The organism is Blautia sp. HCP3S3_C12, from assembly GCF_052064155.1.
Classification (GTDB): Bacteria; Bacillota; Clostridia; order Lachnospirales; family Lachnospiraceae; genus Blautia_A.
Map to the genome: position 1 here is coordinate 1 of NZ_JBQHWC010000025.1, position 23,793 is coordinate 23,793.

22 protein-coding genes, 2 pseudogenes and 1 riboswitch are annotated in these 23,793 nt (G+C 40.6%); of the genes and pseudogenes, 20 read left to right on the forward strand and 4 right to left on the reverse strand.

All coding sequences use genetic code 11. The annotated features are described in order from the left end of the window. Window positions 1–101 precede the first annotated feature (101 nt). From ACTNDS_RS15045 to ACTNDS_RS15055, 3 genes are all read left to right on the forward strand, one after another. Entirely contained in the window at window positions 102–599 is a 498-nt protein-coding gene (locus ACTNDS_RS15045; protein ID WP_441036649.1) for an esterase, read from the forward strand. Continuing rightward, a complete protein-coding gene (locus tag ACTNDS_RS15050) occupies window positions 596–655 on the forward strand; it encodes a hypothetical protein (RefSeq protein WP_441036684.1) in 60 nt (19 codons plus the stop codon). The genes ACTNDS_RS15045 and ACTNDS_RS15050 overlap by 4 nt, the downstream gene beginning before the upstream one ends. A 91-nt stretch (window positions 656–746) precedes the next feature. Continuing rightward, entirely contained in the window at window positions 747–2,453 is a 1,707-nt protein-coding gene (locus ACTNDS_RS15055; protein ID WP_441036650.1) for an AAA family ATPase, read from the forward strand. A gap of 184 nt (window positions 2,454–2,637) precedes the next feature. Here the strand turns inward: ACTNDS_RS15055 and ACTNDS_RS15060 are convergent, their stop codons facing one another. Both ACTNDS_RS15060 and ACTNDS_RS15065 read right to left on the reverse strand, forming a co-directional pair. Next, the gene (locus ACTNDS_RS15060) at window positions 2,638–3,036 is read right to left on the reverse strand and encodes an acyl-CoA thioesterase (RefSeq protein WP_441036651.1); all 399 of its coding nucleotides are present in this window, start codon (window positions 3,034–3,036) and stop codon (window positions 2,638–2,640) included. 114 nt (window positions 3,037–3,150) lie between these two features. Further along, a complete protein-coding gene (locus ACTNDS_RS15065; protein WP_441036652.1) occupies window positions 3,151–3,609 on the reverse strand; it encodes an Lrp/AsnC family transcriptional regulator in 459 nt (152 codons plus the stop codon). A gap of 212 nt (window positions 3,610–3,821) precedes the next feature. Between ACTNDS_RS15065 and ACTNDS_RS15070 the strand changes: the two genes are divergently transcribed. From ACTNDS_RS15070 to ACTNDS_RS15125, 12 genes and pseudogenes are all read left to right on the forward strand, one after another. After that, a complete protein-coding gene (locus tag ACTNDS_RS15070) occupies window positions 3,822–5,165 on the forward strand; it encodes an MATE family efflux transporter (protein ID WP_441036653.1) in 1,344 nt (447 codons plus the stop codon). A 259-nt stretch (window positions 5,166–5,424) separates the two neighbouring features. Continuing rightward, a riboswitch (cyclic di-GMP riboswitch) is annotated at window positions 5,425–5,518 on the forward strand. A 261-nt stretch (window positions 5,519–5,779) separates the two neighbouring features. Beyond that, a complete protein-coding gene (locus ACTNDS_RS15075; protein ID WP_441036654.1) occupies window positions 5,780–7,630 on the forward strand; it encodes an extracellular solute-binding protein in 1,851 nt (616 codons plus the stop codon). Between the two features lie 5 nt (window positions 7,631–7,635). After that, window positions 7,636–10,587: a response regulator gene (locus ACTNDS_RS15080; protein WP_441036655.1), complete on the forward strand. Its 2,952-nt coding sequence runs from the start codon at window positions 7,636–7,638 to the stop codon at window positions 10,585–10,587. A gap of 178 nt (window positions 10,588–10,765) precedes the next feature. Then, complete coding sequence (locus ACTNDS_RS15085; protein ID WP_441036656.1) at window positions 10,766–11,575, forward strand: hypothetical protein; 810 nt, start codon at window positions 10,766–10,768, stop codon at window positions 11,573–11,575. Window positions 11,576–11,863: 288 nt separating this feature from the next. Further along, entirely contained in the window at window positions 11,864–12,049 is a 186-nt protein-coding gene (locus ACTNDS_RS15090) for a hypothetical protein (RefSeq protein ID WP_441036657.1), read from the forward strand. A 61-nt stretch (window positions 12,050–12,110) separates the two neighbouring features. Further along, complete coding sequence (locus tag ACTNDS_RS15095; protein WP_441036658.1) at window positions 12,111–13,796, forward strand: recombinase family protein; 1,686 nt, start codon at window positions 12,111–12,113, stop codon at window positions 13,794–13,796. 21 nt (window positions 13,797–13,817) lie between these two features. After that, window positions 13,818–15,092: a hypothetical protein gene (locus ACTNDS_RS15100; RefSeq protein ID WP_441036659.1), complete on the forward strand. Its 1,275-nt coding sequence runs from the start codon at window positions 13,818–13,820 to the stop codon at window positions 15,090–15,092. 115 nt (window positions 15,093–15,207) lie between these two features. Further along, window positions 15,208–15,738: an O-acetyl-ADP-ribose deacetylase gene (locus ACTNDS_RS15105; protein ID WP_441036660.1), complete on the forward strand. Its 531-nt coding sequence runs from the start codon at window positions 15,208–15,210 to the stop codon at window positions 15,736–15,738. Then, complete coding sequence (locus ACTNDS_RS15110; protein WP_441036661.1) at window positions 15,735–16,073, forward strand: DUF4097 family beta strand repeat-containing protein; 339 nt, start codon at window positions 15,735–15,737, stop codon at window positions 16,071–16,073. The genes ACTNDS_RS15105 and ACTNDS_RS15110 overlap by 4 nt, the downstream gene beginning before the upstream one ends. Window positions 16,074–16,373: 300 nt before the next feature. Then, window positions 16,374–17,555, forward strand: a complete 1,182-nt coding sequence (locus ACTNDS_RS15115) for an iron-containing alcohol dehydrogenase (RefSeq protein WP_441036662.1) — start codon at window positions 16,374–16,376, stop codon at window positions 17,553–17,555. A 231-nt stretch (window positions 17,556–17,786) separates the two neighbouring features. Continuing rightward, window positions 17,787–18,209 (forward strand): annotated as a pseudogene (locus ACTNDS_RS15120) (threonine/serine exporter family protein); the annotation flags it as partial. Continuing rightward, a pseudogene (locus tag ACTNDS_RS15125) lies at window positions 18,115–18,510 on the forward strand (YfhO family protein); the annotation flags it as partial. The pseudogenes ACTNDS_RS15120 and ACTNDS_RS15125, both read left to right, overlap by 95 nt. Here ACTNDS_RS15125 and ACTNDS_RS15130 read toward each other — a convergent pair. Then, the gene (locus ACTNDS_RS15130) at window positions 18,506–18,778 is read right to left on the reverse strand and encodes a small, acid-soluble spore protein, alpha/beta type (RefSeq protein WP_441036663.1); all 273 of its coding nucleotides are present in this window, start codon (window positions 18,776–18,778) and stop codon (window positions 18,506–18,508) included. The pseudogene ACTNDS_RS15125 and the gene ACTNDS_RS15130 sit on opposite strands and share 5 nt — an antisense overlap. A gap of 240 nt (window positions 18,779–19,018) precedes the next feature. Here ACTNDS_RS15130 and ACTNDS_RS15135 point away from each other — a divergent pair, with 240 nt between their 5' ends. From ACTNDS_RS15135 to ACTNDS_RS15150, 4 genes are all read left to right on the forward strand, one after another. Further along, window positions 19,019–19,414 (forward strand): methylglyoxal synthase, encoded by a 396-nt coding sequence (locus ACTNDS_RS15135; RefSeq protein ID WP_441036664.1) that lies wholly within the window; start codon window positions 19,019–19,021, stop codon window positions 19,412–19,414. Further along, complete coding sequence (gene rsmD, locus ACTNDS_RS15140; protein WP_441036685.1) at window positions 19,411–19,962, forward strand: 16S rRNA (guanine(966)-N(2))-methyltransferase RsmD; 552 nt, start codon at window positions 19,411–19,413, stop codon at window positions 19,960–19,962. Before ACTNDS_RS15135 ends, rsmD begins: the two co-directional genes overlap by 4 nt. Window positions 19,963–20,025: 63 nt before the next feature. Continuing rightward, a complete protein-coding gene (gene coaD, locus ACTNDS_RS15145; RefSeq protein WP_026076975.1) occupies window positions 20,026–20,511 on the forward strand; it encodes a pantetheine-phosphate adenylyltransferase in 486 nt (161 codons plus the stop codon). A 21-nt stretch (window positions 20,512–20,532) separates the two neighbouring features. After that, window positions 20,533–21,159 carry a vacuolar family H+-ATPase subunit H gene (locus tag ACTNDS_RS15150; RefSeq protein WP_019161789.1) on the forward strand — a complete coding sequence of 209 codons (627 nt, stop codon included), beginning with the start codon at window positions 20,533–20,535 and terminating at the stop codon, window positions 21,157–21,159. Here the strand turns inward: ACTNDS_RS15150 and ACTNDS_RS15155 are convergent. Then, on the reverse strand, window positions 21,156–22,112 hold the full coding sequence (locus ACTNDS_RS15155) for a nucleoside recognition domain-containing protein (RefSeq protein ID WP_441036665.1): 957 nt from the start codon (window positions 22,110–22,112) through the stop codon (window positions 21,156–21,158). The genes ACTNDS_RS15150 and ACTNDS_RS15155 overlap by 4 nt on opposite strands. A 76-nt stretch (window positions 22,113–22,188) precedes the next feature. Between ACTNDS_RS15155 and ACTNDS_RS15160 the strand changes: the two genes are divergently transcribed. Beyond that, window positions 22,189–23,640: an aminoacyl-histidine dipeptidase gene (locus ACTNDS_RS15160; RefSeq protein WP_441036666.1), complete on the forward strand. Its 1,452-nt coding sequence runs from the start codon at window positions 22,189–22,191 to the stop codon at window positions 23,638–23,640. Window positions 23,641–23,793 lie beyond the last annotated feature (153 nt).

Here is a 23,793-nt window from a genome sequence, read left to right on the forward strand (position 1 = left end):
TATGTAAACATTTGTTCTGTTGTTTAGTAAAAAAATTTGCGCGTCTAACTCATCACTGAAAGTAACGAGAATGCGACGCGCAGTTATTCAAATACATTGCAGTGGAAATTGATGACTGGAACGATGAGCTTTCGCCGTGGAAGGCACCGGCTGTATTTAAGGATGGCGGTTTTGGTGGAGGCGCAGTTAAAACGCTGGAGAAAATATTGATGCTTTGGTCAGATAAGAAGAAATATTATATTGGCGGTTATTCTTTGGCAGGACTGTTTTCCTTATGGGCAGCATACCAAACTGATGTGTTTGCAGGAATTGCTGCGGTATCTCCGTCCGTCTGGTTTCCTGGATTTATTGATTATATGAGGGAACATGAAATTAAGAGCAAAACTGTTTATCTGAGTCTGGGTGACAAAGAGGAAAAGACGAGAAATCCGGTTATGGCACAGGTCGGAAACTGCATCCGGAGCGGGTATGATTGGCTTAAGGAATGCGGCGTAGATTGTACATTGGAATGGAATTCGGGTAATCATTACCGGGAGCCGGATATGAGAACAGCAAAAGCATTTGCCTGGATATTGCATCAGGATATGCGGGCGGAATAACTCCGTTGCTGGATAGAGATGGAAAACCTGTAGTTTCTCCGTTGCTGAACAGGTAAACATAACACCTTGATAATCATTTCTTAAAATGGTACAATCAATACACGCACAACGTAAATTATGCACAATTTCGGAAAGGAGTGTGATTGTATGACGTTGAAATTACCAGTTGGCATAGAAGATTTTCGAGAGATCCGCTGTGCCGGATTCTATTATGTAGATAAAACAAAACTGATCGAACAGCTCCTTGACAACTGGGGAAAGGTAAATCTTTTTACCAGGCCGCGACGTTTCGGAAAAACCTTAAATATGAGCATGCTTCACCGCTTCTTTGAAATTGGTGCTGACCAGTCATTGTTTGATGGTCTGAATATCATGCTGAGAGAAGATCTATGTAATAAATATTTCGGACAGTTTCCGGTTATCTTCCTCACCCTGAAGGGTGTAGATGGTCTTTTCTTTGAAAAAGCAACACAAAAACTTATCAATTTGATTGCACGGGAAGCAGAGAGATTTCGTTTTTTACAAGACAGTGATAATCTGACAGAAAACGAAAAAGAAAGATACCTTGCCCTGATCCGTATGGATAATGGAAAATATTCTATGGATGAAGACATACTGGAGTCCTCGTTACAGACATTATCTGAGTTATTATTTCGACATTATGGTCAAAAGGTCATTATACTGATAGATGAGTATGATGTTCCCCTCGATAAGGCATACCAGAACGGCTATTACAGAGAAATGGTTTCGCTTATCCGGTCATTATTTGGTGATGCTTTAAAAACTAATGAATTTTTGCAGTTTTCAGTTTTGACCGGATGCCTGCGGGTTTCAAAGGAAAGCATATTTACCGGTCTTAACAATTTCAAGATTCTCTCCATTACGGACGTGCGCTTTGATGAACAATTTGGATTCACGGAAGCTGAAGTTGAAAAATTGTTAAAAGATTACCATCTGGAATCACATTTGTCGGAAATAAAGGAATGGTATAATGGATATCGCTTTGGAGATGCTGATATCTACTGTCCCTGGGATGTGATCAACCACGTGGATCTGCTTTGTGAAAAGCCGGGGGAACTGCCACAATGTTATTGGATCAACAGCAGTGGTAATGCGCTTGTAAAACGTTTCGTATCCATAGCGAACCGTACAACCCGAGACGAAATCGAACGTTTGATAGCAGGTGAACCCATCGAAAAGTTTGTTCGTTTGGAATTAACATATGACGAGATAGATAACAGCATTGACAATATCTGGAGCGTACTGTTTACAACCGGATATCTGACTCAGGTGGGAATGACAGAACAAGGAGCTTATAAATTGGTTATCCCAAACAAGGAAGTCCGGGAGGTTTTTCGTTTTCAGATACAGGAGTGGTTTAAAGACAACATTGGATGCAATACAGATCGTTTAACAGATTTCTGGAATTCCATGAAAGAAGGGAAAACAAAGCAGATAGAACACTATCTCAACTGGACTCTGAGTAATTCGATCAGTGTCTTCGACACAAAGGCGCAGGAGACAGAAAAAGAAAATTCCTATCACACTCTTTTGGTTGGCTTGTTAACAGGAAATTCTGACTGGGTGGTCCGGTCAAATGTAGAAGCCGGAGAAGGCTTTGCAGATATCCTTGTTGAGCCGGAAGATCCAGATGCCGGTATCGTAATTGAGCTTAAATATTCAAAAGAAGCAGCTGGATTGGAAAAAGCATGTGAAAAAGCGATCAAACAGATCAAAGACAGAAGATACTACGAATATTTGAGAAATGACGGTCGTTCAGATATTGCTCTTTACGGCATTGCATTCTATAAAAAGAGATGTAAAGTTATTGTTGAAAAAATGAATGATATTTAACATAATATATAGCAAAAATTCTTCTTCCTTTATAGGTAGAAAAATCAAAAGCCAATATGCAGAAAACAGCTGCCGGAGCTTCGGGTAATAGAAAAAGAGCATGCTGTGGCATGTCATCATATAGTGAAATAATAAGACAAAGCCGGACGAATGATCGTCCGGCTTTGTCTCGAAAAAGTGGCTATTAAACTAATGAGGCTAACGTAGAATAAAATTCTGGAAATTCTTTTTTCAGGCGGACGGGATAGCCGTCTGTATTCAGGAAACAGTGACAGGAGGAAGCCTCACATACCGTCACGCCTTCTACATTTTTCATTACATATCCTAGCTTCAGCTTTATACCGTTAAACGCAAGTGCTGTTACTTCAATACTGATTTCATCAGAAAAGGTAGTAGTTTTTTTGTAAGAGCACTCGACCGATATTACCGGTGAAATTATTCCGTCCTTTTCCAGCTTATCATAGGAAAATCCGGATTTTTCCAAAAAGTCAATTCTGGCCTCTTCCATCCATCGTATATAATTGGAATGATGGGTAATTCCCATTTTGTCTGTTTCGTAGTATTGAACCTTATGTGTGTACATTATTAAAATCCTCCTGATACAAAAGTCCCCACCCACTGCTTATTGCTTTTCGCAATTGAAGCAGGGGACTTACTTGATTTGGTTAAAAAGCGACGGAAAAGAGAATAAAGACTTCTATAGCCGTAATCCCTTAATATCTTTAATGCGTGATAAGATTGTGTTGCAGCTGCAGCTGATAATTCCGGGCAATGTATCAATGACATTATGCAGAAAGTATTCCATTTCATCACCTGATGAAGCAACTGCATGTACATGAAGCTTGTCTCTTCCTGTGACACGGTAAATCTGAGTGACTGTATCATTTTTGTACAATATATCTGTTACCTGCGACAAGTACTCCGGTTTTGTTTCAATTTCAAAGTAGCATGATACAGCCCCACTGATTTTTTGCGGATTAATAATTGTTGTATATTCTTCGATTACGCCTCTTTTCTCCAAAGCCTGGATACGGACTTTTACTGCCACTCTGGAAATACCGGTTTCTTCACCAATAGCAGAGTAGGAGATACGTGCATTTTCTATAAGCAGCCGGATAATTTTCTGATCCATTTCATCTAAACCGTCCAGATACATAAGTTCCCTCCTGTAAAATAATATAAAATAATGTCCGTCTGGTAGCAGATTTTCTTAAATATCATATCATTTATATTACTAAAAGTAAACAGCTGCTTGACTTATTTACTGTAACTGCATATAATTGTTTCGTAACGAAATCTAAAACTTACATTTTGGAAATACGATCGTGATTTCGGATAAAAAGCAGGAATTTATGGAGGAAAAGGAGAATGTCAAAAGATGAATATTTAATCACAGATGCCCCTCTTAAAGCACTGACTGTTTTTGCAATGCCTATGATTCTGGGCAGCTTCTTTCAACAAGTATATAATATGGCTGATTCCATTATTGTTGGTCAGTTTGTGGGGTCCTCGGCACTTGCGGCAGTTGGAGCCTGTGCTGCTTTGACCAATGTATTCATCTGTGTAGCATTGGGTGCAGGTGTAGGAGCAGGTGTACTTGTGAGCCGCTATTTTGGAGCCCAGAATTATAGCAAAATGAAAACAATTGTGTCAACATCGTTGATCAGTTTTCTGATTCTGAGTATACTTCTGGGGGTTTTTGGCTTTGGCTTTTCTCATTTTATGATGAGTTTATTACAAACACCTGCTGACATACTGGATGAAGCAGTACTGTATCTGCGTGTTTATTTTGTTGGATTTCCCTTTCTGTTTATGTACAATATCCTTTCAACGATGTTCAACTCCATCGGCGAATCTAAGATCCCGCTGGGTCTTTTGATATTTTCTTCTGTTTTGAATATTGTTATGGATCTTTGGATGGTGGCAGGTTTAGGGCTGGGTGTGTTCGGTGCCGCACTTGCAACTCTCATTGCGCAGGGGATTTCCGCAGTGTTTTCCCTTTTGATTTTCTTTAACCGGATGCGTCGATATAAAAGCCGATTTCACTGGTTTGACAGGCAGGAGTTACATTCCATGCTTCGTATTGCAGTACCATCGGTTCTTCAGCAATCCACAGTGTCAATTGGTATGATGATCGTACAGGCAGTTGTAAATCCCTTCGGTACACAGGCGCTGGCAGGTTATGCGGCAACCATGAGAGTAGAGAATGTTTTTTCACTGATATTTGTATCCATTGGTAATGCGGTTTCGCCCTATGTATCCCAGAATCTTGGGGCAAAGAAAATAGAACGTATCAAAAAAGGATATCGCGCTGCACTGGTGTTGGATCTGTGTTTCGCAGTCCTTGCTTTCATAGTCATTGAAACACTGCACACTCCAATTTCTTCCTTATTCCTGGGAAAAGATGGAACTGCTCTGGCATATCAGGTATCCGGGGATTATATGAAATGGCTGGGTTATTTCTTTATTTTTATGGGTATTAAGATGGCAACAGATGGAGTCCTTCGTGGACTTGGAATCATGCGGCCATTTCTTATTGCCAATATGGTAAACCTTTCAATCCGTCTATCAGTGGCTTTGATCTTTGCACCGCGTTATGGAATTGCATTTGTCTGGCTTGCTGTACCGGCCGGCTGGCTTGCGAATTTTCTGATCTCCTATGGTGCACTTAGAAAATCATGGCCGGTTGATGAAGGAGTTTCATTCCGGTAAATTTCTCTTAAGTTTTGATGGGAAGCTGGATTTGTATGTTAAGAGGTATATTTTCGTTACTGTTCACTGGCAATATCCCGCGAGGTGTTTTTTGTGAGCGAAGGTCACAGAAAACCCGAGACATACTGCGCGAATTTATGCGATTAGCATAAATTCTGTGCATCGCGAAGCGTGTTGCTGTGAACAGAGTGAACAGTAACATATTTTCTTATAGACATGATATAGTATGAGTGCTATAATAAAAAAAGATTTTTTATGGCATATTTATTAGCAAGCCGGTTGAAAAGCCGGGACGCAAAGCCAGAAGGAGCTAAAGTCAGACTGAAATCTGGCCATGCCAGCCGGTTGCATCATGCCTCAGTAATAATAAAAGGTAAAATGTTAAATGGGCATTATGGAAAAAGTTCCTGTAAAAATTTTTTACATGGAATTTTTTTTTGCTTCAAGCGGATATTTGAAATCTCCGCAGGGGACTTACCTGATTCGGTTAAATTTGAGGGACAATAGAAAAGAACAGCAGGAATGGATGAACATATTGCCAAGCCTGTTGATAGGAAATTATTAGTAAAAGTGATCAATGAGTTAGTAAAACGCAATCAGAGGGAGAAGTGATAATGAAAAAGAAAAAATGGAACAAGTTAGTTTCTGTACTTTTGGTGATGGTGACAGTCATGTCACTTCTGTCTGGCTGCGGCAGGAAAAGTACGGAAAAAGAAGACGCGGAAACTATCACAGTGTATCTATGGACCACAAATCTGTATGAAAAATACGCATCATACATCCAGGAACAGCTTCCGGATATCAACATTGAATTTGTAGTAGGCAATAATGATCTGGATTTCTATCGTTTTCTGAACGAAAACGGTGGATTGCCGGATATTATAACTTGCTGCCGGTTTTCCCTCCATGATGCAAGCCCCCTGAAGGACAGTCTGATGGATCTTTCCACAACCAATGCTGCAGGTGCTGTCTATGATACCTACCTTAACAATTTCAAAAATCAGGATGGCAGTGTAAACTGGCTTCCTGTGTGTGCAGATGCCCATGGCTTTGTAGTGAACAAAGATCTTTTTGAAAAGTATGATATTCCTCTTCCAACGGATTATGAAAGCTTCGTTTCTGCCTGCCAGGCATTTGATGAGGTGGGTATCCGTGGGTTTACTGCAGACTATTACTATGATTATACCTGTATGGAAACACTGCAGGGTCTGTCTGCATCAGAGCTGTCTTCTGTGGATGGACGTAAGTGGCGTACTATCTACAGTGACCCGGACAATACAAAGAGAGAAGGTCTGGACAGTACCGTCTGGCCGGAGGCTTTTGAACGTATGGAGCAGTTTATTCAGGATACAGGGCTGAGCCGGGATGATCTGGATATGAATTATGATGATGTGGTTGAGATGTACCAAAGTGGCAAGCTTGCCATGTATTTCGGCAGTTCTTTCGGTGTAAAAATGTTCCAGGATCAGGGCATTAACACAACATTCCTGCCATTCTTTCAGCAGAACGGCGAAAAGTGGCTGATGACTACACCATATTTCCAGATAGCTTTAAACCGTGACCTGACAAAGGATGAAACACGCCGGCAGAAAGCAATGAAGGTACTGAACACAATGCTTTCAGAGGATGCGCAGAACCGGATTATTTATGATGGGCAGGATCTGTTAAGCTACAGCCAGGATGTGGATTTCCAGCTTACGGAATATCTGAAGGATGTGAAACCTGTGATTGAAGAAAACCATATGTATATCCGTATTGCGTCAAATGACTTTTTCTCCGTTTCCAGAGATGTGGTGTCCAAGATGATCTCAGGAGAATATAATGCAGAGCAGGCTTATCAGTCATTTAATTCCCAGCTTCTTGAAGAAAAATCCACTTCTGAGGATATTGTGCTGGATTCAAAGAAAACTTATTCCAATCGTTTCCATACCAGCGGAGGCAATGAAGCCTATTCTGTTATGGCAAACACTTTGCGCGGTATTTATGGGACGGATGTGCTGATTGCAACAGGAAACAGCTTTACGGGAAATGTACTGAAGGCCGGTTATACAGAAAAAATGGCGGGCAACATGATCATGCCAAACGAGCTTTCCGCTTACAGCAGCGAAATAAGTGGGGCAGAACTGAAGAAAATGGTCAGAAACTTCGTAGAAGGCTACCAGGGAGGCTTTATCCCCTTTAACCGCGGCTCTCTGCCTGTGTTCAGTGGTATTTCTGTAGAAATCAAGGAAACGGATAATGGTTATACATTGAGTAAAGTTTCAAAGAATGGAAAACAGATTCAGGACAAGGATACTTTTACTGTGACCTGTCTTGCAGCACCACAATATATGGAAGCTTATCCGGCAGAGGAAAATATTGTATTTGATGGAGGGGATACCTCTGTGGAAGATACCTGGACAACATATGTTTCAGATGGTAATGCCATTCTTGCAGAGCCTGAAGACTACATTACTCTGAGGTGAGAAGAATGGATGTTAAGAATCATAATACAAACAGAAAGAAACGGGTTGCGAGAAAACGATGGAATACGGCAATTTTTATTGCCCTATTCGTTGGAATCCTTTTGACTGTTTTCCGATATTTGGGGTTTGTATCGAAGACTGTTTATGAGGAAAGTGTTTCTCACCTGACAGAAATTTTTCATCTGTCTGATAATATGCTAAGTGAGCTGACAAATAAGAATCTGACTTATCTCCATATATGGGGGGAATATCTGCAGAACACTTCCGATGAAAGTGAAATTCGTGAGTATATAGAGAAAGCACAGGAAGATGCAGGCTTTTTAGATTTTTATTTCCTGTCAGCGGACGGGAACTATAAGATGGCAACAGGTGAAACCGGGTATCTGGGATTGCAGGAAAATATTGAAGATGAGATCCGGCAGGGAAATGATGTGATAACCAATGCAACAGTTCCCGGAAAATCCCAGCTCCTTGTTTTTGCTACTCCCAGGCCTCATGGAAGTTATCAGGGCTTTGAATATGATGCTATTGCCATTGCCTATGAAAACTCTGATATCGTAAATGTGCTGAATATTTCTGCTTTCAATGGAAATGCCCAGAGTTATGTGGTTCATCCGGATGGCCGTGTTGTTGTGGATCATTCTTCTGAGGCATGGGGAGAGGTGTATAATTTCTTTGGGATTCTGAGAGAACATTCTACTCTGTCTGAAAAAGAGATCCTTAAGCTTTCAGAAGAGTTTAAGGAAGGACATACAGATGCAATGCTGATAAATCTGGATGGAGAGGATTACTATCTGGTCTATGAGAAATCCAAACCTCAGGACTGGATCTTTCTGGGACTTGTCCAGGCTGATATCGTCAATGCCAGTATGAATGCTCTGCAGCGCAGTACTATAATGCTTGTGAGTGCCGTAGCATTGTGTATTGCCGGTCTTTTTATTGGATTTATTCTCCAAAAAAACAGGGTAAACCTGAAGAGAAAGGATACGGAGATCCTGTATAAGGACGAACTGTTTCAAAAGCTTTCAATGAATGTGGATGACGTTTTCCTGTTGCTGGATGCTAAAACGTATAAAGTAGATTACGTCAGTCCCAATGTGGAAAAACTGCTGGGTATTACAGTAGAACAGATCCGTAAAGATATTTGTGTCCTTGGGAAACTGCATTCCGGGGATGTTGAAAATCCGGAGAAGAATTATCTGGAAGAAATCCAGGTTCATGAGCAGCAGGAATGGGATTTTGAATATGTTCATCAGAAAACAGGAGAACACCGCTGGTTTCATAACGTTGCAATGGGCAGCGAGGTAAACGGGAAAAAGAAATATATCCTGGTTCTGTCAGATCGTACCTCTGACAGAAAAATGAATCAGGCCCTTTCTGAGGCGGTCCGCGCTGCGGAGACTGCAAACAAGGCAAAGAGCACCTTTCTTTCCAATATGTCTCACGATATCCGTACACCAATGAATGCGATCATTGGTTTTACCACACTGGCTGTAAGCAACATTGATGATAAAGAAAGGGTTCGGGATTATCTGGGTAAGATTCTTTCCTCCAGTAATCATCTGCTCTCACTGATCAATGATATCCTGGATATGAGCCGTATTGAGAGTGGAAAGATTCATCTGGAAGAAACGGAAGTCAGTCTGTCAGAGGTTCTTCATGATCTGAAAACCATTATCAGCGGACAGATCCATGCGAAACAGCTGGAGCTTTACATGGATGTCATGGATGTTACCAATGAGGATGTTTATTGTGACAAGACCAGGCTGAATCAGGTGCTGCTGAATCTTTTGTCCAATGCGATCAAGTTTACTCCTGCAGGCGGAACCGTTTCTGTCCGGCTGAGAGAGTATCCGGGTACACAGAGAGGCTGTGAACTGTACGAAATCCGGGTAAAGGATAACGGAATCGGCATGAGTCAGAAATTTGTACAGAAGATCTTTTCTCCTTTTGAGAGAGAGCGGACTTCCACTGTAAGCAGGACTCAGGGTACAGGGCTGGGCATGGCTATTACCAAGAACATCGTGGATATGATGGGTGGAATCATTGAAGTTCAGACAGAACAGGGAAAAGGTACTGAATTTATTATCCGCCTGCCATTGCGGATCCAGCCTGAGAATCAACGTATAGAGAAAATCGCAGAGCTGGAAGGCCTGAAGGCATTGGTAGTAGACGATGATTTCAATACCTGTGACAGTGTGACTAAGATGCTTGTAAAGGTTGGAATGCGTTCGGAATGGACACTTTCCGGTAAGGAGGCTGTTCTCCGCGCACGACAGTCTATGGAAATGGGTGATGCATTCCATGCTTATATCATTGACTGGCGTCTGCCGGATATGAACGGCATTGAAGTTACCCGTCAGATCCGTAGTCTTGGTGACGATACGCCGATCATTATCCTGACTGCTTATGACTGGTCAGATATTGAAGTGGAAGCCAGGGCAGCAGGGGTAACTGCGTTCTGTGCCAAACCTATGTTTATGTCAGATATCAGAGAGACTCTGATGGCTGCTATCGGCCAGAAGCAGGCTGAGGCAGAGGATAATATTCTTCCGGCAGCAAGTTCAGATTTCAGAGGCAGGCGCATACTGCTTGTGGAAGATAATGAACTGAACAGTGAAATTGCAGTAGCGCTCCTTAGTGAATATGGTTTTCGGGTTGATACAGCGGAAGATGGAGCAGAGGCTGTGGAGAAAGTTAAGAATTCAACACCAGGTGATTATGATCTGGTGCTTATGGATGTGCAGATGCCTGTAATGAATGGATATGAGGCTACTGAGCAGATCCGTTCACTGGATGATCCTTCACTGGCGGGAATTACAATCCTTGCCATGACTGCCAATGCTTTTGACGAAGACAGAAGGAAAGCACTGACATGTGGTATGAATGGATTCTTATCCAAACCAATTGTTATAGAGGAATTGATCAATACCTTGCAAAATATTCTGACGGATTAGTAAAACAAAAACCTGCTAAGAAAAGTTAAAAACTTTTTAGCAGGTTTTTATTTTTTTAAGAAATTTCTAAGCGGCCATTGAAAAGTCCGAAAATGAGTAGTATTCTAATTATATCAATATATAATGTTTTCGTAGAACCGAAAGCAAAATCAGATGAATGCAAAGGAGGATTTTCATCATGAACATGAAGAAGAAAATGAAACGTTTTGCAAAGATACTGGTTGCCTCTCTGGTTATTGCAGGCTTTTGTCCAACAGGGATTCCCACACCAATAAACTCAGTTGTTGAGGTACAGGCTGCCACAAAAGCAAAGGTACCCACCTGTGCAGCCAAACAAACAGTACGTGTAGTGGGGGCTTTTGGAGGACCTAACGAAAATGGTGGAGCAAAAACTATTTTGGATATTCCGGAATGCTATATCTTCATTAGAAACCTGAGTTCTAATGCCAAAATCACAAATATCAAATCTTCCAACAAAAAAATTAAGGCAACCAAAAGAGAAGGTTTAAATGCTCTGGAACTTTCTTCTACTCTTATGCCTTTTGATGAGACTGATCTTGCCGGAGCTTCTTCCACAATTTCATTCCGGGTAACCCAGAATGGAAAGCAGTATAAGCTGTCCTGTAAGATTAAAGTAGCTGAGAAAAAATCTCCGTTTTCTAAACTTACGGTTGGATCCAAAAATTATGCATCTTATTTTAATGGATATATGTATGTTAAGGAAAAACCAATGAAGGGCAAGAAAAAAATATATGTAAAAATGGCTCCAGGGTATGTATTAGATTCCATAGATATGCTTTCTTCTAAAAATGGAAAATATACAAACAAGAAAATCAAAAATGGCTCCACAGTTAACCTTACATCTTGCGACCAGATTTCCCTATCATATCATACAACCAGGAAACCTGTTAACTACAAAGCTCCTTCTAAGTGGTTTGGACAGGTGGAGTCACCTCTGCATAATTATAATTCATTAATATTCCAGTAATACCCCCATTCATTGCCAAAAGGTTTGGCTGTGATATTTCATCCGCTTGACTCGAGCAGAAAAAAGAAGGCGTAAATTCATATTCGGATTTACGCCTTCTTTGTATAATATTATTTAATAATAGTTTCTCTGTATATTGGTATCACTCCAGAATTGTTTGTGAATACTCAAAAATAAGTCAAGGGGATAAAATCATCCGCTTCGCTATTTGCGGGAATGCAGATTATAAATTTTGAATAGTTCCATTCAAAATTGTAAAGGATAGCATATAGGAAAGGAGGTAGTCTTATGACTTTGGAACAGGTTGTCCTGACAATGATTAATGACAAAATGCTGGATAATGGACAGATTTCCGAAAAACTGCACAGCAGTATTCAGAAGGACATCTTTTCTTTGATTGCATCTGACACTGCAGCCATGAAGAGGGAAGAACAGATAAACAGTTCATACCAATACCATGAACGAATCAGTTAACCGAATCAAGTAAGTCCCCTGCTTCAATTACGAATATCCGATTGACTTGGAAAGGAACAAAATGGACATCTATGCAACCCGCGAGGAACTGAAATTACGGCAGAAAAGCATCTTTGATCTGGAACTGAAGGTTGCGTATTATGCGCGTGTCAGTACGGACAAGGAGGAACAGAAAACCTCTATTGAGCATCAGTGGACTTTTTTTGAGCAGTTAATTTCGGGGGTGAAAAATTGGAAATTTATAGATGGTTATATAGATGAAGGAATCTCCGGCATTACTGTAACCCACAGAGAAGAATTTCAGAGAATGCTCCAGGATGCAAAGGATGGAAAAATTGACCTCATCATTACCAAAGAGATTACCCGTTTTGCCCGAAATGTATTAGATAGTATACGATATACAAGAGAACTGCTGGACTGCGGAACAGCCGTATGGTTTCAGAACGACAACATCAATACATTGGATGAGGATTCTGAACTCAGACTGTCAATCATGTCTGGTATTGCACAGGAAGAAAGCAGAAAACTTTCAAGCCGAGTACGTTTTGGTCATGCCAGATCCATACAGAATGGTGTGGTTCTTGGCAATTCCCATATTTACGGATGGGACAAACGAAATGGGAAATTGTTTTTAAATCCTGAAGAAGCAAAAATGGTTCAGCTTATTTTTGAAAAATATGCCCTGGGAAACTGGTCTACCCATTCGCTGGAACAATTTTTATGGGAATGCGGTTACAGAAATTACAAAGGAGGAAGAATTAACAGCCATGTGATTGCCAATATTATCCGAAACCCTAAATATAAGGGATATTATGTTGGCGGAAAAGTAAAAATAGTTGACCTTTTTACTAAGAAGCAGAAGTTTCTGCCTGAAAATGAATGGATAATGTATAAAGACGATGGCACCCATGTCCCGGCAATCGTAGATGAAAAACTGTGGGAAAATGCCAACAGGATTTTGGAAGAAAGAAGTAAAAATATTAAATCGAAAAAAACTTCCTATAAGCAGAACAACCTTTTTACAGGGCTTATCCATTGTACCGAAGATGGGGCTGCATATTGGCTGAAAGTCAGAACTGTCCGTGAAAAAGATGCAAAGACATGGGTATGCAGTCATCGTATAAAACATGGGGCAATTTCCTGTAAATCCAAACCGATAAAAGAGGAGCTCCTACTTAAAATGATATCGGATGTTTATAATGATATGGCTCAAAGCAATAAAAATATACTGCACAAATATCTGGAGCTTTATGAGAAAGAGCTTAACAAATCAGAAGGAACAGAAGAAAAAATACACAGCCTGCAACATGAAATAACAGCACTGGAACAGAAGAGAGATAAGTTGTTGGATTACAATATGGGCGGCTATATTTCAGATGCAGAATTTCTCAGCAGAAACCAGACTTTTACACAGCAGATTGCGAAAAAAAAGGAGGATCTGGAACAACTGAAAAATACAAAGCCCTTATCTAAAGCAGAATTACTGGATCAGATGGATAAGATATTAGATTATACAAAAGAATATTCTTACGTAAAAACCAAGGATATAACCAGATCTATGATTGAAAACACCATTCATAAGATAGAAATCACTCCCATAAATGAAAAGAAAGCAGAGGTGTTGATCGTATTTAAAAGCGGAAGTCTGCATAGCTCTGATGCTGTCATTCCGGCACTGGGACAGGAAAAAGCTTATATTACGGAGACTGGATATGAGTATGTTATGCATTCAGGAATTATTATGTAAATAATGTAGCAGGTGTAAGATATGGCGAATACTAAAAAAAGATGGACAACCGAAGAAATTGAAATATTAAAAAAGCATTATCCCACAGAAGGTGATGCCGTCTTTAAAAGACTGCCTGGAAGAACTGCTAAAAGCTGCAGGATTCAGGCATCAAAAATGAAAATATCCAAAAACATTTCTTCTGCTATTATACAGGATGATCGTAAGTATATCAGATTATGGACAAAGGCAGAAGATGAAATACTCAGAGAATATTATGCAGAAGAGGGCAGTAATGTACGTTGCCGTTTGAATCAAAGATCTGCGGAATCCTGCAGAGGAAGAGCAGCTTCATTAGGACTTGTTTATTCCGGGGCAAACAGAAAATGGAGCAGCAGAGAAGATGAAATTCTAAAGAAGTATTATTCAACAGAAGGGTCTGAAATTCAAAAAAGACTGCATGAAAGAACCAAAGAGGCATGTAATAAAAGAGCCGCCAAATTAGGTCTCCGTATGCAGGGAAGAAAAAAATGGTCTGCAGAAGAGGATGAAATTATAAAAACATATTATAAAGCTGAAGGGGGAAAAGTAGCAGAGAGATTAGAGGGAAGAACACTGAGCGCCTGTCAGTCCAGAGCAAAGTATTTAAACGTCAGATCAGACAATAACAGAATTCCGTGGACTCAGGAAGAAGACGCTATCATTACCCGATATTATGAAGAAAAAGGAGCCGGATATGTGCATAGGCTTATTCCTGAAAGATCTCCTCAGGCATGCAGATACAGAGCAATGACTCTTGGTTTAAGTACAAAAAATAATGATCCATGGACAAAAGCCGAAGAAAAAATGCTGAAGAAATACTATCCAACTGAGGGCAGCAATGTTTACAAGCGTTTCAATGGTCGAACCAGAAACGCATGCATCAGCAAGTCGGCACAATTACATCTGCAATATGGTCCTACTATGTATAAAGGACCTGCCTTAGATGAATGGATCATCTCCACAGTAAAACAGGGAATCACAAAAATAAAGCAATCTATGACATACAGTGAAATTATCCTTAAATCCGGAGAACTCCCTGAGCTACATCTGAAAATGGAATACGATAAAACCGGAGAATTGAAAATTTATGAGGATTCTATCCTTTCAAATGAAAAAAAATACCACATACAGCAGGTTGAAAAGCTTGCAGATACAATGAAACTACAGATAAAAGAAAACAAAATGATTGTAAATAGCAGTGAAAAAAACGCCGGAGATGATGTTATCAGACTGATAATAGGATGTTATCTGGTTTATTTTTCCTATGGTGGCTAAAAAATAAAGAAAAAGGCATGGCTTTTATATTACCTTGATAATCATTTTTCCAAATGATACAATTATGCATAATGGAAAAAATACTGATTTTTCAGTTAGAAAGCAGGTAAGAAAAATGTATTTGATAAAGACAATAAAAAATGACATAACAAAAATAACAGACGTACAGGCAATCGTAAATGCTGCAAACAATTCGCTTCTCGGAGGTGGTGGCGTAGACGGTGCAATTCACAGAGCCGCTGGTCCAAAGCTGCTTGCCGAATGCCGAACACTCCACGGATGTGAGACTGGAGAAGCAAAGATTACAAAGGCATATCATCTGCCCTGTAAGTATGTGATCCATACTGTAGGACCTATATGGAATGGTGGTAAAAACAGGGAAAAAGAACTTCTTTCAAGCTGTTATTTTAACTCCATGAAATTGGCAAGTGAAAATGGAATCAGGTCTATTGCATTCCCTTCCATATCAACAGGAGTATACAGATTTCCGGTCGAACTGGCAGCAAAGGTAGCGGTAAATACTGTAAATAAATTTTTGCAGGATCATCCGGACAAATTTGACCTGGTAGAATGGGTGCTTTTTGATTCTCACACAGAATCGGTTTATAAGGCTGAGGTGGAACGGATAAAGAAGCTATGTAAATGAAAAATAGTCAAAAAGAGTTTCAGATGATAAGTCTGGGACTTTTTTTATTGTTTAAATCGGATATGAGCAACATACTGCTAAATGAATGCGAAATCGAAAATGGAACTGTTCAGACAGATTCAGGAGATGTATTCTTTAAAAATTGCGATTTTGATAATCTGAAAGTGCAAACTGATATGGGAGATATCAATGTTGATGATGCGCTGACTGGTAAGAGGATGGAAGACCAAGACGACTGCGATATTTCCTACACACAAAAAGGAACAGGAGGAAATCTGGTGATCCAGACCAATAGTGGAGATGTACGTCTGAAGTGCAGAGCAAGTGATTCTTAAAAATGAAGGTACTGTAATTTTATCGGAGGGTCTGGTTTTGCAGGAAGCTTATAATATCTTCTGACATATAATGTTAAATTAATAACATTAAATATAAGTAAAATAATAAAAAACAATAAATATATATAGAAAAACAGTAAATAATATAGGAATAAATAATAAAATACACCAAAATACAAAAAGATATAAAAAACTATTGCGTTATAAATTTAACAATGATATAATGCAAGCGAACAGAAGAAATGAGTGCCTTCTGCAGTAACATGTAAACAGACATAATTTATAAAGGAGATAACAGCAATGGCAAGATTTACATTACCAAGAGACATCTATCATGGAAAAGGATGCCTCGAAGAATTAAAGAATTTAAAAGGAACGAAAGCAGTTCTTGTTGTGGGCGGCGGCTCAATGAAACGTCAGGGATTTCTGGATAAAGCAATTAATTATTTAAAAGAAGGCGGAATGGAAGTTCAGCTGATCGAAGGTGTGGAACCTGACCCATCAGTAGAAACTGTTATGAAAGGCGCAAAAGTAATGCAGGAATTCCAGCCGGACTGGATTGTAGCCATGGGCGGCGGATCCCCAATCGATGCAGCGAAGGCAATGTGGGCATTCTATGAATATCCGAATACAAAATTTGAAGATCTTATCACACCATTTGGTTTTCCTGAATTACGACAAAAAGCAAAATTTGCAGCAATTCCATCTACATCAGGAACAGCTACAGAAGTTACAGCTTTTTCAGTAATCACAGACTATAATACAGGAATTAAATATCCTCTGGCAGATTTTAATATCACTCCGGATGTAGCAATTGTTGATCCGGAACTGGTTGAGGGACTTCCGGTAAAACAGGTAGCATATACAGGTATGGATGCATTAACACATGCAATTGAAGCATATGTTTCTACACTCCACTGTCCATATACAGATCCGCTTGCACTGCAGGCCATTGAGATGGTTCTGGCATATCTGCCGGCATCTTATAATAAGAACATGGCAGCACGTGAGCAGATGCACTATGCACAGTGTCTGGCAGGAATGGCATTTTCCAATGCTCTGCTTGGTATTGTTCATTCTATGGCACATAAGACAGGTGCAGCATTCTCCACTGGACATATTCCCCATGGATGTGCAAATGCAATTTATCTTCCTTATGTGATCAGATACAATGCAAAAAATCCTGCAGCAGCAGAACGTTATGCTGAGATTGCAAGAAGAATGGGACTGGAAGGAACCTGCCAGCAGGCTCTGATCAATAGTCTCTGCGAGAAGATTGACGAGTTTAATGTAAGATTGAATATTCCAAAAACACTGAAAGACTTTGGAATCCAGGAAGAAGAATTTAAAGAAAAAGTTGCCAAAATTGCAGAACTTGCAGTTGGTGATGCATGCACAGGCTCTAACCCAAGAGCAATTGATCCTGCAAATATGGAGAAACTTCTTACATGCACTTATTATGGAGCAGAGGTCGATTTTTAATTAAAAAACCATAAAAAGGTTACAGAAAAGACATTTTATCCTGTCAGAAGGATGGAATGTCTTTTTTATATAATTTTTAGCTTACATCTATGCAAAATTGATATTAGAAAATCTCCTTTTTTACGTTGACATTGCGAAAAGCAGGAAATGACAGTCTGCTGCCCTAAAAATAAGGAAGTGAGTAAAATGCCGCAGGAAGTGATCAAAAAAATCATATGGATGTTGCCTGGCATGAACACATTAGCAGAAGCACTTGGCATTACATGTACAGCAGATATTGGTCTGATGTCTATTGAATATACATGCTATGACGGAGAAAAGGGCTTTACCCAGTCACTATGCCTGACCAATACCGGAGTAAATACATTAAAGTTAAACCGTTTGGAACACTTCATCCGGAACTTTGAAGCAGAAGGAAAACATATGTCAAGAGAACAGCTGCATACTTTCCTTGATAATATTGAAAAAACACATGGTCTCTATTCCCCGCCTGCACTGGAACTTGCAGCAGCCGAGATAGGAGCAGTGGCCAATACCCTAAGACTGGAACTGGTGGATCTTGCAAATATCCCGCCTGCAGCAGCTGCAATTACTTTCTTCCAAAAACAACTTTGGCAGCGGAAGAAGCAATTATGGAGCAAATCTTCTATATAATGAAGACGCCTTAAATGAGATTACTCTTGAGTTCACAGTCCCAGGAAAATATAAGATAGACAATATAGATATTTGCACTCAGGCAATGGATGGGATTACAGAACTGTCTCAAGAAAGAAGCGAAGATTCACCGAAAGATCTAAAGGTGGATGGAGGAAATATTACCTGCAGTATAAATCTGAAGGAAGATAAAGAAGTAGTATTTTCTATTCCCTACAGCAATGGCTGGACTTTGTATGTAGATGGCAAAAAACAGGAGACAAATAAAGCCAACAGAATGTTTCTGGGTGCAAGGATCAGCAAAGGACAGCATCAGATAGGATTAAAACATTTCTCCCCTGGCATGAAAGCCGGATGTACAGCCTCTGTGTTGGGATTTCTGGTTGTTCTGATACTATTTTCTTCACCATATATCCGCCAACACTGCCGTTCTGTTTGGAAGTGAGGTTTCCGTTGTAGCCATCAGTAAGCGGTACACCCAGTTCGTTTGCAACCTCGAATTTGAAACGGTCTAATGCACCCTTTGCTTCCGGTACAGCTGCCTGATTAGAAGATTTTGTGTTTGACATATTCATTTCCTCCTTGGTTGTTATTGCTTGTTTAGTGTTACGATGTTAGTATATGACGACGGGGAAATAATACTCTGGAAGTTTTCGTATATGGTGGAATTCTATGGAAAACTCTATAAAAATCGTTGATTTATTAATAAATCATGAATTTTGTATATTTTTGAAGTTTTAATTGAACTCTATTTAGTAATTTGTTATAATGCATGTAGAAATTAATAAAAGAAACGGAGAGGAGAGACTATGAACTTAGGTATAATCGCACATAACAGCAAAAAAGTACTGATCGAAGATTTTTGCATTGCGTATAAAAATATACTTGCCAAACATGAAGTCTATGCAACCGGTACCACTGGTCGAAGAATTGAAGAAGCGACAAGCCTTCATGTGCATAAATTCCTAGCCGGCAGCATAGGTGGAGATAAACAGTTTATGGAAATGGTAGAGAGACAGGATCTGGACATGGTAATCCTGTTCTACAATCCTGTAATGATTGACCCCAAAGAACCGGACATTATGAATATCGTCAAAAGATGCGACCAGTATAATATTCCTGTAGCTACCAACATTGCTACAGCAGAGCTTCTTATTTTAGGACTTGCCCGTGGAGACCTGGATTGGAGATTGAATCTGAAATGAGAGTGATCGCAGGGAAAGCCAGAAGATTAAATTTAAAAACAGTTCCGGGAATGGATACCAGACCAACCACAGACCGGATCAAGGAAACCTTATTTAATATTTTACAGCCCCAGCTTTTGGACTGCCGGTTTCTGGATTTATTTTCCGGAAGCGGCGGAATAGGCATTGAGGCATTGAGCCGGGGAGCCTCTTATGCAGTGTTTGTAGAGAAAAATCCCAAAGCCTGTTCCTGCATCAGGGAAAATCTTTCATTTACAAAACTTGCTGAAAATGGTAAACTGCTGAACATGGACGTGCTGCAGGCACTTCGTTCTCTTGAGGGTAAGGGCGCTTTTGATATTATTTTCATGGACCCCCCTTATAATCAGGAGCTTGAGCGTCAGGTACTTGAATATCTGCGTGATAGTACTGTTGTGGATGAGAATACACTTATTATTGTGGAAGCAGATCTGCACACAGATTTTGCTTATCTGGAATCTCTTGGATACAGGCAGCTTCGTTCCAAAGAATATAAAACAAACAAGCATGTATTTCTGGAGTGTGTGTAAATATGCTCCGGAGGATGTATGGTTTTCATACATTCTGTGCGGAGGAAAGTGAGTGTAAAATACATGAAGACAGCAGTATATCCGGGCAGCTTTGATCCGGCCACCTACGGCCATCTGGATGTAATCCAGCGTGCAGCCCTCTCTTTTGACAGAGTAATTGTGGGCGTTTTGCATAATTCTTCAAAAAGTCCGTTGTTTTCTGTGGAAGAACGTGTTAATATATTAGAAAAGGCGACAAAAGATATCCCTAATGTTGAAATAAAAGCATTTGAGGGTCTTTCTGTTAATTTCGCCAGAGAAAACCATGCTCAGGTGATCATCCGTGGGCTTCGGGCGGTAACTGATTTTGAATATGAACTTCAGATGGCTCAGACCAATCGTGTACTTGCTCCGGATGTTGACACAGTGTTTCTGACTACCAGCCTGGAATATGCATATTTAAGTTCTACTATTATGAAGGAAGTGGCATATTTTAATGGCGATCTGAGTAAATTTGCACCTAAGGAAATAACAGATGCAGTCAAGAAGAAGCTTCTTGCAGACAAATAGAGAAAATAAGGAGAGAGTACAATGAGCAGCAGAATTGAACAGATTATCGGTGAGATTGAGGAATATGTGGACAGCTGTAAATTCCAGCCATTATCCACTACCAAGATCGTAGTAAATAAAGAAGAAATTGAGGAGCTTTTGAGAGAACTCCGCCTGAAAACACCTGATGAGATCAAACGTTATCAGAAGATCATCAATAACAAGGATGCCATTCTTGAAGACGCACAGAGCAAAGCAGATGCACTGATTGCAGATGCCCAGGCAAAGGCTCAGGAGCTTGTAACGCAGCATGAGATCATGCAGAAAGCATATGCCCAGGCAAATGATACCATCAATGCAGCTAACAAACAGGCTCAGGAGATTCTGGATTCTGCTACACAGGATGCAAACAGCATTCGTCTCAGTGCGATCACTTATACAGATGATATGATGGCAAATATCGGCAGCGTACTCAACACAACACTTGAGGATGCCGGTGCAAAATATAAATCCTTTATCGATGCTCTGCAGAGCTGTCTGGAAGTTGTAAACCACAACCGTCAGGAGCTGGCACCGCAGACCGCACAGGCAGCAGCGATCACAGGTTCTTATCATGATGACAGTGACAAGGATGATGACGTTCTGTTAGACGATCTGGGAGAGAACTAATTCAGATAACAGAGCATGAGAATTCCGGAAAGCAATCCACTGATACATTTTGCTGAAAGGTAAGGGATCAGACTCAGATCCTTATGGAGAATGCTTCTGGTCTGAGCCAGAATGCACAGTCCGCCAAAACCTGTGGCTGTGACAGACAGGACACAGCGTAAAGTCCAGGGGATATCAGCGGAAGCAAACAGAGAGAGGCCTGTAGTGATTTCCGTAATTCCCAGAAATATGTATTGGATCAGGGCCGGAAAAGGTCTGTAATATCGGATACATCCTGTGAGAATAGAAAACAGAAGAATATAACCGCCCAGGCGGGTAATTGTTTCAAATCCGTTCATAATAGAGACATCAAGAATGACTCCCGGTGAGTCGGCTTCGGATGTCTCTTTTTTTTCATAACAGGTGTCTGGCTTGGCTTTTTTTGTGACATTGGAAGGAAAAATTTTATGATTCCGGAAAACTGCAAACCGAAAAATAACCATAGCAGCCATATTCCCGGAAAACAAAATGAAAAAAAGTACAGGAACAGGAATCCTGTTATTCAGGCATAAATGTCCCAGATAGGTGATGATAAATACAGGACTTGCACTACTGCAAAAGGTTGTAAGATAGAGTGCCTCTGTTCTGCTGATCCTGCCGGTCTCATACAGATCAGACGCAAGCCTGGCAGCCATTGGATAACCGCAGACCATTCCAAGGATAAAAACATAGCCACCGTAGACATCTGTTCCCAGGAAGAAACGGAATACAGGTTTCAGAGGTGATAGGATTTTTTCGATTCCCTTTGTATGGATCAGTACACCTGTCAGAATCATAAAGGGAAGAAGGGTAGGAAGCAGAGTGTTCAGCCACAAAGTCATTCCTGCTCTGGCAGAAGCCAGCCCCTCTCCGGGATGAAGCAGTAGAAACACAAGGAGGAGCCCGGTTCCGGCGGTAAGTAGAATTGATCTCATAAGCAAACCTTTTTTTGTAAAACATATGCTGTACAATAATAAAAAATTCACATCAGGAAAATTTGGAGGTAATATTATGGCAGTATTAGAAAACTGTGAGCCTAAAAACGTATTTCATTATTTTGAAGAAATCTGCAAGATTCCCCATGGCTCAGGGAACACAAAACAGATCAGTGATTATCTGGTACAGTTCGCAAAGGATCGTGGACTGAAGTATATCCAGGATGAAATGAATAATGTGGTGATCTACAAGCCCGGAACCCCGGGATATGAGAATGCTCCTACTGTAATTCTCCAGGGTCATATGGATATGGTCTGTGAAAAACGTCCGGATGTAGTCCATGACTTTACAAAGGATGGCCTTAAGCTTTCTGTAGAGGGCGATTATATCTCTGCAAACGGAACTACCCTGGGTGGAGATGACGGTGTTGCTGTGGCATATGGACTGGCAATTCTGGACAGTGATACCATTGCTCATCCTCCTCTGGAAGTATTTATCACTGTAGATGAAGAAATCGGTCTGCTGGGAGCAGTGGGATTTGACTGTAGTGTGCTGAAGGGCCGCAGATTCATCAATCTGGATTCTGAAGCTGAAGGAAGTCTGTGGATCAGCTGCGCAGGCGGAATGTCCGGAATCAGTCACATTCCGGTTGCCAGAGTTGATGCCAAGGGTGAGGAAGTTATGGTAAAGATTACCGGACTTATGGGTGGACACTCAGGTGCAGAAATTGACAAAAACCGTGCCAATGCCAATAAATTACTGGGAACTTTCCTCTATAGCCTGAGAAAAACAACAGATTATGAACTAATCTCCGTACAGGGAGGACAGAAGGATAATGCCATTACAAGAGAAGCGGAAGCAAAGCTTCTGATAGATGCTAAGGAACTGGAGAATGTAAAGACCTTTGCTGCAGAGCTCCAGAAAGCATGGCGTGAAGAATATACCGGAACAGATGAAGGAATTACAGTACTCCTTACAGATGAAGGAGCACAGGAGGCAAGAGTTCTTCATCCCACCAGCAGGGAAAAGGTTGTATTCTATCTGATGAATGTTCCTTTTGGTATTCAGAAGATGAGCGGAACCATCTCCGGACTGGTGGAGACTTCTTCTAATATAGGAATTTTGGTTACTTCTGAAGATGAAGTAACTGCAAGCTCCAGTATCCGCAGTTCTGTGGAGGCTGCCGGAAAGAATCTCTCTGATAAACTGGAATATCTGACAGAATTTCTGGGTGGAGAATATGAGATCAAGGGGGCATATCCTGCATGGGAGTACCGTAAGGATTCTCCTCTCCGCGATAAAATGGTAGAGGTTTATGAGCAGATGTATGGGGAGAAGCCGAAGGTGGTGGCAATCCATGCAGGGCTGGAGTGTGGACTCTTCTATAAAAAGATGGAAGGACTGGACTGTGTATCCCTGGGACCGGATATTATTGATATTCATACTTCTGAGGAGAAGCTGGGTATTTCTTCTACACGGAGAGTATGGAACTATCTGATAAAGGTGCTGGAGGCACTGAAAGACTGATTGTAAGGGGCATCCTGCTGTCACATGTTGGTGATGGCAGGGTGCTTTTTTTGCGGTTCATGCTGTGCTTACTTCCAGTTTCCGTCTTGAAGTGCCAGCAGGAGAAACATAGGGTGGGGGACGATTTTGGAGGATGCTTAGTGATACTTAGTT

Coding starts and splice junctions, on each gene's coding strand:
- ACTNDS_RS15055 (WP_441036650.1), top strand. CDS start 747: ATGACGTTGAAATTACCAGTTGGCATAGAAGATTTTCGAGAGATCCGC.
- ACTNDS_RS15060 (WP_441036651.1), bottom strand. CDS start 3,036: ATGTACACACATAAGGTTCAATACTACGAAACAGACAAAATGGGAATT.
- ACTNDS_RS15065 (WP_441036652.1), bottom strand. CDS start 3,609: ATGTATCTGGACGGTTTAGATGAAATGGATCAGAAAATTATCCGGCTG.
- ACTNDS_RS15070 (WP_441036653.1), top strand. CDS start 3,822: ATGTCAAAAGATGAATATTTAATCACAGATGCCCCTCTTAAAGCACTG.
- ACTNDS_RS15075 (WP_441036654.1), top strand. CDS start 5,780: ATGAAAAAGAAAAAATGGAACAAGTTAGTTTCTGTACTTTTGGTGATG.
- ACTNDS_RS15080 (WP_441036655.1), top strand. CDS start 7,636: ATGGATGTTAAGAATCATAATACAAACAGAAAGAAACGGGTTGCGAGA.
- ACTNDS_RS15085 (WP_441036656.1), top strand. CDS start 10,766: ATGAACATGAAGAAGAAAATGAAACGTTTTGCAAAGATACTGGTTGCC.
- ACTNDS_RS15090 (WP_441036657.1), top strand. CDS start 11,864: ATGACTTTGGAACAGGTTGTCCTGACAATGATTAATGACAAAATGCTG.
- ACTNDS_RS15095 (WP_441036658.1), top strand. CDS start 12,111: ATGGACATCTATGCAACCCGCGAGGAACTGAAATTACGGCAGAAAAGC.
- ACTNDS_RS15100 (WP_441036659.1), top strand. CDS start 13,818: ATGGCGAATACTAAAAAAAGATGGACAACCGAAGAAATTGAAATATTA.
- ACTNDS_RS15105 (WP_441036660.1), top strand. CDS start 15,208: ATGTATTTGATAAAGACAATAAAAAATGACATAACAAAAATAACAGAC.
- ACTNDS_RS15110 (WP_441036661.1), top strand. CDS start 15,735: ATGAAAAATAGTCAAAAAGAGTTTCAGATGATAAGTCTGGGACTTTTT.
- ACTNDS_RS15115 (WP_441036662.1), top strand. CDS start 16,374: ATGGCAAGATTTACATTACCAAGAGACATCTATCATGGAAAAGGATGC.
- ACTNDS_RS15130 (WP_441036663.1), bottom strand. CDS start 18,778: ATGTCAAACACAAAATCTTCTAATCAGGCAGCTGTACCGGAAGCAAAG.
- ACTNDS_RS15135 (WP_441036664.1), top strand. CDS start 19,019: ATGAACTTAGGTATAATCGCACATAACAGCAAAAAAGTACTGATCGAA.
- rsmD (WP_441036685.1), top strand. CDS start 19,411: ATGAGAGTGATCGCAGGGAAAGCCAGAAGATTAAATTTAAAAACAGTT.
- coaD (WP_026076975.1), top strand. CDS start 20,026: ATGAAGACAGCAGTATATCCGGGCAGCTTTGATCCGGCCACCTACGGC.
- ACTNDS_RS15150 (WP_019161789.1), top strand. CDS start 20,533: ATGAGCAGCAGAATTGAACAGATTATCGGTGAGATTGAGGAATATGTG.
- ACTNDS_RS15155 (WP_441036665.1), bottom strand. CDS start 22,112: ATGAGATCAATTCTACTTACCGCCGGAACCGGGCTCCTCCTTGTGTTT.
- ACTNDS_RS15160 (WP_441036666.1), top strand. CDS start 22,189: ATGGCAGTATTAGAAAACTGTGAGCCTAAAAACGTATTTCATTATTTT.